The organism is Pantoea rodasii, assembly GCF_002095465.1.
Classification (GTDB): domain Bacteria; phylum Pseudomonadota; class Gammaproteobacteria; order Enterobacterales; family Enterobacteriaceae; genus Pantoea; species Pantoea rodasii.
Window position 1 is genome coordinate 25,340 of record NZ_MLFP01000020.1, and the last position, 13,256, is coordinate 38,595.

10 protein-coding genes and 3 pseudogenes are annotated in these 13,256 nt (G+C 50.3%); 10 read left to right on the forward strand and 3 right to left on the reverse strand.

Going from position 1 to position 13,256, the window contains the following annotated elements; translation table 11 throughout:
- Positions 1-139: 139 nt before the first annotated feature.
- The 3 genes and pseudogenes from HA45_RS19845 to HA45_RS19850 all read left to right on the forward strand — a co-directional run bounded on the left by HA45_RS19845 (position 140) and on the right by HA45_RS19850 (position 1,519).
- A complete protein-coding gene (locus HA45_RS19845) occupies positions 140-835 on the forward strand; it encodes a GntR family transcriptional regulator (RefSeq protein ID WP_240629159.1) in 696 nt (231 codons plus the stop codon).
- 20 nt (positions 836-855) lie between these two features.
- Positions 856-999 (forward strand): annotated as a pseudogene (locus HA45_RS29370) (VOC family protein); the annotation flags it as partial.
- Positions 1,000-1,036: 37 nt separating this feature from the next.
- Positions 1,037-1,519: a glutathione peroxidase gene (locus HA45_RS19850; RefSeq protein WP_100699757.1), complete on the forward strand. Its 483-nt coding sequence runs from the start codon at positions 1,037-1,039 to the stop codon at positions 1,517-1,519.
- A gap of 161 nt (positions 1,520-1,680) precedes the next feature.
- On the opposite strand, the gene HA45_RS19855 is transcribed toward HA45_RS19850, so the two are convergent.
- Positions 1,681-2,280: a TetR/AcrR family transcriptional regulator gene (locus HA45_RS19855; protein ID WP_100699758.1), complete on the reverse strand. Its 600-nt coding sequence runs from the start codon at positions 2,278-2,280 to the stop codon at positions 1,681-1,683.
- A gap of 77 nt (positions 2,281-2,357) precedes the next feature.
- On the opposite strand from HA45_RS19855, the pseudogene bdcA reads away from it, so the two are divergent.
- A pseudogene (gene bdcA, locus HA45_RS19860) lies at positions 2,358-3,071 on the forward strand (SDR family oxidoreductase).
- Between the two features lie 160 nt (positions 3,072-3,231).
- Here bdcA and HA45_RS19865 read toward each other — a convergent pair.
- A complete protein-coding gene (locus HA45_RS19865; RefSeq protein WP_205960908.1) occupies positions 3,232-4,155 on the reverse strand; it encodes a LysR family transcriptional regulator in 924 nt (307 codons plus the stop codon).
- A gap of 162 nt (positions 4,156-4,317) precedes the next feature.
- On the opposite strand from HA45_RS19865, the gene HA45_RS19870 reads away from it, so the two are divergent.
- A complete protein-coding gene (locus tag HA45_RS19870) occupies positions 4,318-5,304 on the forward strand; it encodes an aldo/keto reductase (RefSeq protein ID WP_100699760.1) in 987 nt (328 codons plus the stop codon).
- Between the two features lie 41 nt (positions 5,305-5,345).
- Here HA45_RS19870 and HA45_RS19875 read toward each other — a convergent pair whose 3' ends face one another.
- Positions 5,346-5,723, reverse strand: coding sequence for a DUF1330 domain-containing protein (locus tag HA45_RS19875; RefSeq protein ID WP_100699761.1), 378 nt, complete (start codon positions 5,721-5,723; stop codon positions 5,346-5,348).
- A 253-nt stretch (positions 5,724-5,976) separates the two neighbouring features.
- Here HA45_RS19875 and proP point away from each other — a divergent pair.
- From proP to HA45_RS19900, 5 genes and pseudogenes are all read left to right on the forward strand, one after another.
- Positions 5,977-7,484 (forward strand): annotated as a pseudogene (gene proP / locus HA45_RS19880) (glycine betaine/L-proline transporter ProP).
- 562 nt (positions 7,485-8,046) lie between these two features.
- Positions 8,047-9,069: a LacI family DNA-binding transcriptional regulator gene (locus tag HA45_RS19885; RefSeq protein WP_100699763.1), complete on the forward strand. Its 1,023-nt coding sequence runs from the start codon at positions 8,047-8,049 to the stop codon at positions 9,067-9,069.
- 315 nt (positions 9,070-9,384) lie between these two features.
- The gene (locus tag HA45_RS19890) at positions 9,385-10,113 is read left to right on the forward strand and encodes a gluconate 2-dehydrogenase subunit 3 family protein (protein WP_100699764.1); all 729 of its coding nucleotides are present in this window, start codon (positions 9,385-9,387) and stop codon (positions 10,111-10,113) included.
- Between the two features lie 17 nt (positions 10,114-10,130).
- Positions 10,131-11,900, forward strand: a complete 1,770-nt coding sequence (locus HA45_RS19895) for a GMC family oxidoreductase (RefSeq protein ID WP_100699765.1) — start codon at positions 10,131-10,133, stop codon at positions 11,898-11,900.
- Positions 11,901-11,904: 4 nt separating this feature from the next.
- Positions 11,905-13,248 (forward strand): cytochrome c, encoded by a 1,344-nt coding sequence (locus HA45_RS19900; protein WP_100699766.1) that lies wholly within the window; start codon positions 11,905-11,907, stop codon positions 13,246-13,248.
- Positions 13,249-13,256: the final 8 nt, after the last annotated feature.

A 13,256-nucleotide genomic window follows, 5' to 3' on the forward strand; every position in this document is an offset into this window, starting at 1 on the left:
GCTAGGCGTCACGTGAATGTAGAATGAAGATGTGGTTATAATACGTATTAATACAAGCTGGTCTAAGATCGCTTACAACTAACCTAGATCCGAACGGAATACGAGAGATAGAACCTGAATGACACTAGTGCGCGAGAACATGACATCGCTCTACCGCCAGATTGCCGATACCTTGCAGCAGGAAATTGCAGCCGGGCATTTTCAGCCGAGCGGGAAACTGCCCTCCGAAACTGCACTTGAGCAGCGTTTTGCAGTAAGCCGGGTTACGGTTCGACTCGCGCTCAAGTACTTGACCGAGCAAGGCATCGTAGAGCGCAAGCAGGGAAAAGGCACTTACGTTTCAGGCAGGAAGGTTGCTCATGGAATTAATGTCATGCGCAGTTTCCATGAATCCCTTAAACAACAAGGGCTGAATGCCACGATGCGTTTGCTGAGCAAAGAGCAGGTCCCCGCGCCCGAATCGTTGCGAACGATGTTCCAACTAGCGCGAACCCTGACTTTTATTTCAAGACTGCATCTGGTTGATCGCGATCCGATTGCAGTTGGCTATAGCCATTTCCCTGCCTTTTCACATGAACTGAACTGGGAAGAGACTGAACAACAACCCACTTGGGCGCTACTGGAAAAAGCCACGAAAAACACCATCACTCGTTCCGATATTGCCATCCGTCTGGACTTTGCTGATAAAGAACTCGCCGAAATTCTGGGGACCAGTAAGAACGCACCGCTCTTTCTGCTGGAGCGAACATCCTGGTTTGAAAGTGGTCAATGTGCAGAGAACTCGCGCTTCTTCATCCGCCCCGAACGCTATGAATTTATCCTAAGTAATGGTTAGAACAACTTTGTGATTCAAGTGAAATGGGGAATGCGTACTCAAGGGTGATCGAAACAGGCTTCAGCGCTGTCCGTTCGTTAAATTCATATTGGGACATTAAGGGCAGAACATTTGTTGATCCGTACGGATATCGAGTGATCAACCAAAACAGGGCTACGTGTTAATCTCTACTTCAAACTGGTTCTGCTTAAGGATTCCGACATGACCTCTTTTCATCAACTGGCAGCCACCAGCCTGAGCGGCCAGCGTATCGCAATGGACGACTTCGCAGGCAAGCTGGTTCTGGTGGTGAATACCGCCAGCCATTGTGGCTTCACGCCACAATATGCAGGACTGGAAACACTGTACAAAAAGCACTACGCCCATGGTCTGGTGATACTGGGTTTCCCCTGCAATCAGTTTGGCAAGCAGGAACCCGGCGGCGCTGACGAAATCGCGCAAACCTGCCACATCAACTACGGTGTGAGCTTCCCAATGTTCGAGAAAGTGGAGGTTAACGGAACCGCAGCGCACCCGGTATTCCGTTATCTAAAAAGAGAGTTACCCGGTTTACTGGGTGGTCGGATCATGTGGAACTTCACAAAGTTTTTAATCGGACGCGACGGCATTCCGCTCAAGCGTTTTGCACCCATCTCCACCCCGGAGAAAATGGAAGCCGTAATCATCGCTGCCCTGAAAGTCTAGTGACTGGGCCACTCAAGCTGGTCATCTTTAAATGACCTTCAGCAAGTTTTTTTGCTTCGGTCAGAGACCCAGCGTCGCGAAATGGGAAAGCCGGCATGGCCATCTTCGGCACCCTTGACCGCTCTCTGCGTCAACTGGCATAAGCAAATGCAGTCTGTCATTTAGACATGGCAGACAGGCATGAATTGCGCCAGCCCATGTCCCGCCATTCGTGCCGTTTCCTGAAGGCGCTCCGCGCTGGCGCCCTGTCTTGAGCGGGCCGAAAGCCCAGACATTATCGTCCCCACGTAGTCAGTCAACCGAGCAGCTTCATCTGGATAATGCTCTGCGACGTAGGCATAAATCATTTTTTCGGCCGCAGTATGGAAACTACAGGCAACTTCACGCGCATCATGATCGTCGCAGTGAATACCTTCCAGCACCAGACACCCAGTCGCTTCCGGGTCGGCAGCGTAACATCTTGCGGCTTCTTCCAGAACGTCAGTAAGGCATTCCGCTACCGGGCGGTCATGCCGCAAAAGTGCCTGAATATTAAGTGCACCTTTTAACGTATAGCGATCCAGCACCAACTTGTAGAGACCGAGCTTACTGCCGAAGGCTGCATAAAAGCTGGGCGGGTTGATACCGAAGGCTTTTGTAAGATCACCGACACTCACCGAGTCATAACCTTCTGAATGAAAGAGACTTTGTGCAATTTCAACCGCTCGCTCCGGATCAAACTGGCGTGGGCGGCCTGGAGCACGTTTAATTTTTGTAGTCACTACTACATTATCCTTTGACAACCTGATTGACTCAATAATATTGTAATGGCCACTACAATACAATTGAGGACATTCCAATGGCGGTATTTTCGAACAAATCGGTTCTGGTTTTGGGTGGTAGTCGGGGTATTGGTGCGGCAATAGTGCGTCGTTTTGCCTCTGACGGGGCTTCGGTCGTGTTCAGTTACGCTGGCTCGCAGGAAGCAGCAGAATAACTGGCCACTGAAACCGGCAGCAAAGCCGTCAAGGCGGACAGTTCCGATCGTGACGCGGTAATTGAAGTGGTGCGTGATTCGGGTCCGCTGGATGTCCTGGTGGTCAATGCCGGCGTGGTTTTATTTGGTGATGCACTGGATTTGGACAGCGATGAAATAGACCGTCTGTTCCGCATCAACATTCATGCGCCTTATCATGCTGCAGTAGAAGCGGCGCGTCAGATGCCGGAAGGCGGTCGTATTATTGTCATTGGCTCCGTCAACGGCGACCGGATGCCGATGCCGGGCATCGCGGCTTACGCCGTCAGTAAGTCGGCTCTACAGGGATTAGCACGTGGTCTGGCCCGAGACTTCGGTCCGCGCGGGATTACCGTCAATGTGATTCAGCCGGGTCCAATTGATACGGATATCAACCCGGCAGAAGGCCCGATGAAAGACCTCATGCACGGTTTTATGGCCATTAAACGTCACGGAAAACCGGAAGAGGTGGCCGGGATGGTGGCGTGGATCGCGGGTCCGGAAGCCTCTTTCGTGACCGGGGCCATGCATACCATTGACGGCGGATTTGGCGCCTAAACGTTTCAACAGGTTCGAAATCCGCATGCGGTGATTGAGGATGTTCACTGCATGCGGATTCCCGCCCACACTGGCGGGAAGTTCCTACATGTGTTGCTTGGGAACGCACCGCCATCAATATCACTTTGATGGCTGGTGACAAATATCCCCTATTCTCCCCTCACCCTTCATTAAGTCGTGGCAATGCCGAGAGGCCATTCTGCAGCCGTATTATATTAATCAGCTCTCGCAGAGCAGGATGCCCATGTCTCCGGTCACTGTAATACATGTGAAAAGGTTCGCCCGGAGAGGCATGTTCCTCTAGTAACACCACCAAATCCCCACTAAGAACTTCCTGATGAATTCTCGACTCCAGTAAATACGCAATACCAATGCCCGCTTTTGCTGCTTCAATGGTGGTTTGCGTATCCTTGATGGTGATAAGTCCTGGCACGCTCATGTGTGTGGCTGATTCATCTGAACCAAATTCCCACTTGAAAGGGGCATTACTTCCCAGCAGAAGCTGCAAACAATGGTGCTGTTTTAGATCATTAGGATGTTTGGGCACGCCCTGACGTTCGAGGTAATGAGGTGATGCGGCGGCAACCCATCGCTGAGATCCAGTTAGCGGCACGGCAATCATGTCTTCCGGTACCAAATGTCCATAGCGCACGCCAGCATCAAACCCCTCAGCAATGATGTCCACCGGACGGTCATCTACCACGAGTGTGAACTTAACTTCTGGGCACAACCGGTGGAACTCTGCCAGCGCGGGGGCAATCAACTGATGTGCAGCATCAGCGAAAACATTTAGGCGAAGTTCCCCAAACTTGCCGCTGCCCGGTGCATTCAGTGATGCCACTGCTGCGTTTATGATTTCAAACCCGCCCCCCAGTTTATCGGCCAGCTCCTGTCCCATGGCTGTCGTGGCCACCGCGCGGCTAGTGCGGTTGAGCAGCCGCGCACTGAGGCGAGTTTCAAGGCGCCTGATCGCATGGCTGATTGCTGAAGTTGATAAACCCAGTTCGATAGCGGCCAGTTTAAAGCTGTTACAACGCACCACAATCATGAAAATTTGTAGGTCCGCCAGGTCACCTCTTTCCATCAGATGAATCCTTTTAAATGAATGATTGAATCCAATTCATCTTTTATCACATGCCTGTGACTGCGTTAAGAGGCTACTCTGTGAAGGTCAAATGAACGCCCGTGGAATCTGAACCCACCGACCGGGCATTCAGTGTGAAACAAAATAGATAAGGATTTGCAGATGAAAGCACGCAATTTTGGTCGCTCAGGTCGACAGGTTTCAGAAATCGGCTTTGGCGCATGGGCCATCGGGGGAACCTGGGGTGAAGTCTCTCTCGACGACGCAAAAACAGCCTTACATGCTGCGCTTGATTCGGGCGTCACCTTTATTGATACCGCAGACAGCTATGGTGATGGCCGTTCGGAGAAAATTATCGCGGAAGTGCTGAAAGAGCGCGGTGGTGAACGTCCTTTTGTCGCCACCAAGATCGGCAGAAGGCTGTCCCCGCACGTGGCATCCGGCTATACCAAAGAAAATCTCAACGCCTTCGTTGACCGTTCCCTGGCCAATCTGCAGACTGACGCGCTGGATTTGGTCCAGTTACATTGCCCGCCAACAGAGATTTACTACTCGCCAGAAATTTTCGCCATCATGGATGAGATGGTCAATGCAGGTAAAATCCGCAGTTACGGTGTTTCTGTTGAAAAAGTAGAAGAGGCGTTAAAAGCCATTGAGTTCCCGAATGTGGCTTCCGTTCAGCTCATCTATAACATCTTCAGACAGCGCCCTGACGAGTTGTTCTTCCAGCAAGCGAAAAAGCGAGATGTTGCGGTCATTGCACGTGTTCCGCTTGCCTCTGGCTTGCTTACCGGAAAAATGAACAAGGACTCGGTGTTTGATAAAGAAGATCACCGCACGTTCAACCGCAACGGTGAAGCGTTTGATAAAGGGGAAACCTTTTCAGGCGTGCCTTTTGATATTGCATTGGATGCCGTTGAAGACATCAGAAAATATGTCCCCGGTGATGTGACTATGGCGATGTTCGCACTGCGCTGGATCCTGATGAACGAGGCTGTCAGCGTGGTCATCCCAGGTGCGAAGAATAAATCCCAGGCTGAGTCGAATGCGCATGCGAGTGATATTCCTGCACTCAGCAATGAAACCCTCGCAGCGCTGAAAGAGATTTATCAACACAAAATTGCGCCTTATGTCCACCAGCGCTGGTAATCTCTAGATTTAATGATGCGTGGCTTTGAGCAATAAGGAGCTTAGAGGCCACGCATAATTTCAGTATTTGTCAGAGGTTGCAGCACGAGGTCAGCGATTGCCGCCGCGCCAGTCTGAAACACCACTTGATATTCCGCATCGTCTACCATGTTTTTAAACGCAGCACGACGCGGGTAATAGACCAGCGTCACGGCATCCCACTCTTTTTCGTGACCTGTCGTCAATATCGGCAGCGTATCTCCGCTGTATAATATCCTCGCGCCGAACCGGCTTAATATTGGCTGAGCCATAGTTAGATAGTGCAGATACTGCTCACGGCCGTCCTCAGGATTAAACTTGATTAAATTCAACATAACCACTTCAGACTGATCATCCCCAGACAGAAAATCCTCGAGCGCATCAGGTAAAAACGAAACCATCTCTCTCTCCTTGTAGTACGCCCGGAGTGGACGCGTTACGCGGAAGATAGCAATGTGCCGCGTCAATTTCTGTCAGTAGCAAAGCCTCCATCCTGCAAAAAGTCTCTGAGCCCAGTGATTCTTCCGGCAAATTGTAAATTTATGTCTATGATGTATCTGAATCCATCGATGCAGGTTGGGTTTTTCATCAAGTAAGTTGGTCTTTTATAACGAGATATCAAGTAAAAGCGTTTGAATTTAAAGGGAAAGGGTAATGCTAAGCTTAAGACGTAAAAAGGTTAAACCGATGCGGTTAAAGGACGTCACCATCATTGATGATGCGCGTTTGAAAAAGGCGATTACCGCAGCCGCGTTAGGTAATGCCATGGAGTGGTTCGATTTTGGGGTTTATGGCTATGTCGCGGCCGTATTAGGCAAAGTGTTTTTCCTGATGTATCACCCGGCATTCAGATCATCGCCGCGTTAGGCACATTTTCCGTTCCGTTTATCATCCGTCCGCTGGGCGGCATGTTTTTTGGTGTGTTAGGTGACAAATACGGTCGCCAGAAGATACTCGCCATCACCATCATATTAATGACCTTCAGCACCTTCAGCATCGGTCTCATCCCTTCTTATGCCTCTATCGGCTTCTGGGCACCGGTGTTGCTGCTGATTGCGAAAATGGTTCAGGGATTCTCGGTGGGAGGGGAATATACCGGCGCCTCAATATTTGTTGCGGAATACTCACCCGATCGAAAACGCGGATTTTTAGGCAGCTGGCTCGATTTCGGTTCCCTGGTGGGTTTTGTCTGTGGTGCAGGCGTTGTGGTATTGCTCACCACGATACTCGGGCAGGAAACCTTTAATGATTGGGGCTGGCGTATTCCCTTCTTTATGGCGTTGCCGCTGGGATTAGTTGGCCTGTATCTGCGTCATGCCCTCGAAGAAACCCCGGCATTCCAGAAGCACGTTGATTCGCTGGAAGAAGGCTCCAAACAGGGCCTGAGCGAGGGCCCTTCAGTGCCTTTCAAAGAAGTGGCGCGTAAGCACTGGCGCAACCTGATCTCCTGTATCGGTATCGTGATCACCACCAATGTGGCTTACTACATGTTGCTGACTTACGTGCCGAGTTATCTGACACATAATCTGCACTATTCAGAAGACCGTGGTGTATTGATCATTGTCGTTATCATGCTGGCGATGCTGTTTGTCCAACCTATCATGGGGTTACTCAGTGATAAGTTTGGACGACGTCCGTTTATCATTATTGGTAGCGTCGCAATGGTGGTTTTGTCCATACCATCATTTATGCTGATTACCCATCATAGCTTAGTGGCACTCTTCTTTGGACTGTTGATTCAGGCGGTGATACTTAACTGCCTGATTGGTGTGATGGCCTCAACCCTTCCCGCCCTGTTCCCGACAGAAGTGCGTTACAGCGCGCTAGCCAGCACCTATAACATCTCTATTTTGGTTGCGGGTATCACCCCAACCCTTACCGCCTGGTTAGTTGAAGTCACTGGCAATCTCTACATGCCGGCGTGGTATCTGATGGCGGTTGGCGTGATTGGCGTCGTGACCGGGTTTACCGTGCGAGAAACCGCTAATAAGCCTCTTTATGGCGCTACGCCTGCGGCCTCCTCGCTTGAAGAAGCCAGGGAGCTGCTGCAAGAGCATCACGATGGTATTGAGCAACGCATCGAAGACATCGATGAAAAAATTGAGGAGCTGAAAAATAAGCGTCGCAATCTCGTCGCTCAACATCCTGAAATAACACAATAAAAATCAAAACCGCTGTCTGCAGATGGCGGTTTTTTAACGATTCACTGCCGATAAAACCTCACCTTACACGACATCTATTCCCTATCCGTTAAGACTTCCGGGCGCACGTGCACGGCAGGATCAAGCAGTGACAGATCATGTGCATGAAACTCGTCCAGCTCGGTGAAAGTTCTATGCGTTTTCGTGTGTCTCGCGCGAATTTGTATGCGCCATTTGTTATACAAAAAGCTGATTATTCAAAACAATTTTACGGCTAATTTCAGTGCGAAATAGTGTCGTACCTGTCAGAAGCACTAAAATTTAACTAATTGAAAAATATCTAAATTCATTAAATTTAACACCTTTCCTGCAACTTTCTGCACCCAGGTGCAGAAAGCGTTTGCAAACCACGCATTGAATTAACATAATCTCAACAACGAACACATGGGCTTTCGGGATATTGAGGTTAAACGCACACACTCAGCAGAAATACTGATACCGGGCGCGACTGGGCGTTTCTTTTGACCGTGTTTTAACGTTCAATGGGACATGAGAAGTATTCATTCCCTGAGAAAGTGAACGCATGACAATTGATAAAAAGCCGCTAAAACAGTCGAAAGTGAACGCAACAGCTGTTGCCAAACTGGCTGGCGTATCGAAATGGACGGTATCGCGCGCTTTTACGCCAGGTGCTTATGTTGCGCCTGAAACGAAAGATAAGATTTTATCTATCGCTGCGGAACTGGGTTATCGGCCAAATTTGCTGGCGCGCAGTTTGACGAAGAAGAACACCCATATTATTGCCATCGCCATTGATGAGTTAAAAAACCCGCATTCGATGAGGATCCTCGATGCGGCAACCAAATCCTTGCAGTCACGAGGATATCTGGCGATGGTACTGAACATCACTGCGGGTGAAAATTACCAGTCAGTGATCGAGATGGCTGATCAATTGCAGGTGGATGGCATTTTGTTTATGGCCAACCTGCTGAGTAATGACTTGCTTGATATTGCGCATACCGTTCATTCGGTTCCGTTGATTCAAATATGCCGTAATAGCGAACAAGCGCGTGATATTGAGATCATCAATATTGATGGGTTTGAAGCAGGTCGTGAAATTGGTCAATTGTTGCTGGAGCAAGGCTACCAACGTTTTGGCTATATGAAAGGTCCAGATATGCCTTCGAGCCATTTGTTACGCATGGATGGTTATCAGCATCAATTGAGATTGCATCAGCACGAATTAGACTTAATGCTGACAGCTGGAAAATACGAACGTAAAACCGCTTATCGGCTAATGAAAAATTATCTTGAAGTCACGTCTCCCGATAAACGTGTTGATGCATTATTTTGCGAAAATGACATTTTGGCGATCGGTACCATGGAAGCGCTTTACGAAGCGGATGCGCTCAACAGCATAGCCATCGTCGGTTTTGATGGCATAGAAGAAGGCGATTCACCGGTTTGGAACTTAACGACCTATGATCAACAGTCAGAAATATTGGTTAATGAAGCCATCTCGCGCCTGACAAAAGGTCCTAAAGGTGATGAAAGCCAGTGGCGTAAAGGTCGATTACTGCTCCGAGGGAGCCATATTAAAAAGTAAAATGTTAAGGTCTGCATGAAACGTGCAGACTCAGTTAATGATTTGGAAAACATAAAAATAAAACAATAGCGAATACGTTGTAGGGTCGTGAATTTGTTAACAGCATTAACGCTATCATTGCGTTGAATGTTGTTTCAACCGACTTATTTACCTCCGCACTCTACCGCATCACATGTCAATTTCACTCATCATTAATCATGAGTGAATTGCCGTGCCCAAAAAATGCCTTACATCGGCAAATTATACCGTGTTTTTAACAGGGCGGATTTCTGTTGCCTTTTTTCCGGGCCATGGACTCCCTATTAAGGAAATAAGATGAATCGTAGAGAAGCACTCTTTTCTCTCAGTTCTCTGGTTGCCACGCTGACCGTCGCGCCGAAACTGAGTGCTAAAGAACTCCATAACGTCCCACTTGAGACGAAGTTAACGCCTGATGCCCTGCCCGTTCCGGCGATGCAAGGGGGCTATCGCGTACTGACCAATGAGACCGATCGTAAAAATCTGTCCGCTATTTTTGACCGCTTGATTCCCGCAGATGATCTCGGTCCTTCGGCCAGCGAAGAGGGCGCCATCGAGTTCATCGACGATCAGTTAGCAGGAGATTACGGCTCCGGTGCCGCACTTTATCTTCAAGGACCGTTACGTCCTGAAAATGAAGAAAAATTAATGGGAAGTCCGCAATTTATGACCTCCCCGCGTGAACGTTATCTTAGCGGTTTACAGGCACTCGAAGCCTGGTCTCAGGTTAATCATCACGCCTCCTTCTTCACCCTGGACACCAAAGCCATCGATGCCTTTCTCGAACAAATGGAAGCGGGAAAAATCAATCTCGGCCGTGAAGTGAACAGCCAGGCTTTCTTCGAACTGATGCTGCAGAACGTGCGTGAAAGTTACCTCGCGGATCCGCTCTATGGCGGCAATAAGACCATGGCGGGATGGAAAATGATTGGTTTCCCGGGCGCGCGTTACGACTACCGCCAGTACGTGGATCGTCGCGGTGAAAATCTAAAACTAATTCCTGTAAGCCTAATTCCTAAAGATTGATTGTCGGAGCTGAGTGAATGTCGCAAATAAGAAATAAAACCGACGTAGTTATTGTCGGATTAGGCTGGGCCGGTTCAGTGATGGCCGAAGAGTTAACCCGCGCGGGTCTGAATGTCGTCGCCATTGAACGCGGAGCCTGGCGTGATACTTCTACCGATTTTCCGGTCGCGGTAGATCCCGATGAACTGCGCTGGCACACGCGCCGTCAGTTATTGCAGCCGATGAGCGTTGAAACCACCACTTTCCGTAATAACACCCAGCAGCAAGCGGCCCCGGTGCGCAATTGGTCCGCTTATCAGTTCGGCTGGAATGTGGGCGGCGCAGGCACGCACTGGGCGGGGATGTCATGGCGCTTCACGCCGTGGGATTTCGAAGTCGCCACTCGAACCCGTGAGCGCTATGGCGCGAGTAAGATGAAAGATCTGCAGTTGCAGGACTGGGGCGTGACCTATGACGAAATGGAACCCTATTACGATCGCTTCGAGCGAATTGCCGGCACCTCGGGCATTGCGGGAAACCTTAAGGGTGTAGCTCAACCCAACGGTAACGTTTTTGAGGGACCGCGCAGTCGCGATTACCCCACTCCACCGTTGAAAGATACCCACTGGTTGCGCAAATACCGCACCACCACCCAGGATATGGGCTTTCATCCTTTCACCATTCCCGCCGGGAACCTGTCGCAATCCTACGTCAACCCACTGGGTGTCACCATGGGTCCTTGTACGTATTGCGGATTCTGTGACTTCCATGGCTGCGGAAACTTCAGTAAATCATCACCACAGGCCTGTATTTTACCGGTGTTAATGCGACGCCCTAACTTCACCGTGTTGACTGAAACGGAAGTGTTGCAGGTCGTCAAACATGACGATGGTAAAACCGCTAAAGGCGTTCGATTTATTACTAAAGAAGGTGTTGAAGGCTTCCAACCGGCGGATGTGGTGTGTATCACCGCATACCAGATGGATAACGTGCGCATGATGCTGCTGTCAAAAATCGGCGAACCTTATAATCCTGAAACCGGTAAAGGCACCATTGGCCGCAACTATAACTATCAGAGTTGTTCGTCCGTCACGGGCTTCTTTGATGGTGAGTTCATGAACCCGTTCATTGGCGGTGGTGCGCTGGCAGTGCAGATTGATGACTTCAATGGCGACAACTTCGATCACTCCCATCTCGATTTCATCGGCGGTGCCGGCATCATGGCCTACAACACCGATGGTCGCCCCATCCAGCATATGGATAGCCTGCGCAGTGGCACCAAACGCTGGGGCAGCGAGTGGAAAGCCGGTTACGCGCGCGATTATCAAACCGCTGCGACCGTATTCTGCCAGGGCACGTCAATGCCCGTGCGCGGCGCTTATCTCGATCTCGATCCTGAATACAAAGATCGCCACGGACAGCCGTTACTCCGCGTGACCTTCGACTGGAATCAGAATGATATCAACATGGTCAACTACGTCACGGATAAGGCGAAGGCGATCATGAAACAGGCCGGGCCCACTACCACCATTTTCGAGCGTCAAACCGACACCAGCTGGAACCCCTACTTGCAGGAGAGTTCACACACCATCGGTGGCGCGGTGATGGGCGCAGATCCCACCACGTCGGCGGTCAATCCCTGGCTACAGAGCTGGGATGTTCACAACGTGTTTGTGGTTGGCGCGTCCGCATTCCCGAATAACGGCGGATACAACCCTACGATAACCGTTGGCGCACTGGCCGTTCGTGCGGCACAGGCTATCCATCAGACCTATATCAAAAATCCTGCTCCGTTGGTAAAGGCGTAATCAGATGAGTGCAAAAAAGAAAATTGCCTATAGCCTTGCGGGGCTGGCCGTCATAGCCGGAATCGGACTGTTTGGCGGACTATGGGTTGTCATGGACAGTGCGCGCTCGGATGTGGCCGAGACCAAAACAGCACTGGCTGATTTTAAAAGCAACGATGCCGACGCCATCAAGCGTGGTGAGTATGTCATGCGCTTGAGCGATTGTGCGGCCTGTCATGAACAGAGTTTCTCTGGCGGCTACAAAATCAATACGCCTTTTGGTGAGTTACAAACGTCGAATATCACTCCAGACCGTGAGACCGGCATTGGTAACATGACAGAGCATGATTTCTTCAATGCTGTCCGTCTGGGTCGGGGGGATAAAGGCTTCTTGTATCCGGCCATGCCTTATACGGCATACGCCAAGTTAAGCGATCAAGACATGCATGACCTCTGGGCCTACATGTCGACTCTCAAGCCCGTAAAAAACAAGATTGATGAAAATGGCGGCATGCATTTCCCGTACAACATCCGCCTTGCCATGGTCGGCTGGAATTTGCTGTTCTTTGATAACAGCGGTTTCAAGCCTGAAACTTTGAAGACCTCAAGCATCAGTCCTGAACAACTCGATGTGATCAACCGGGGTAAATATCTGGTGGATGGCCCGGCGCACTGCAGTGTTTGTCACACCGCGCGTAACGCTTTGGGCGGTGAGATAGGCAGCAAATATCTGCAGGGTGGCAATCTCGGTATCTGGTATGCACCGGATATTACGCCAAACCCACACGTTGGGATCGGTAACTGGAGCAATCAGCAGATCGCGGATTACCTGAAAACCGGCTCTGAAGGCAAAAGCGTCGCCGCCGGTCCGATGGCGGAAGCGGTTGAACATTCGATGCAGTATTTCAACAACGACGATTTGCAAGCGATAGCCGTCTATCTGAAGCAGCTTCCGGCTTCTGCGGCCGCCGCACCCGCGGGTTTCGCCATGGATCCACAAGGTAAGAGCCGTGCTGCACTCTCTTACGAAGTGAACTGTACCGCCTGTCATGGTGTGAATGGGGAAGGTATCAAAGGGATGGTGCCCGCCTTCGCGGCAAACCAATCCATGTTGAACGACCCGACCAATATGATAACGGCAATGCTTAATGGCACACGTGCCGCGAGCACCGCCGAGCGACCAACGGCTGCAGGCATGCCTGCTTTCGACTGGAAGCTGGACGATCAGCAGATGGCGGATGTACTCAACTATGTGAGAAATTCCTGGGGCAACCAGGCCAGTGAAGTTACGCCTCAGCAGGTTGCTGAAATGCGTAAACAAACAGGCTCTCAACAGAAACTGACTCACCCGACTCTGGCGCAGAACTAAGTCGCAAA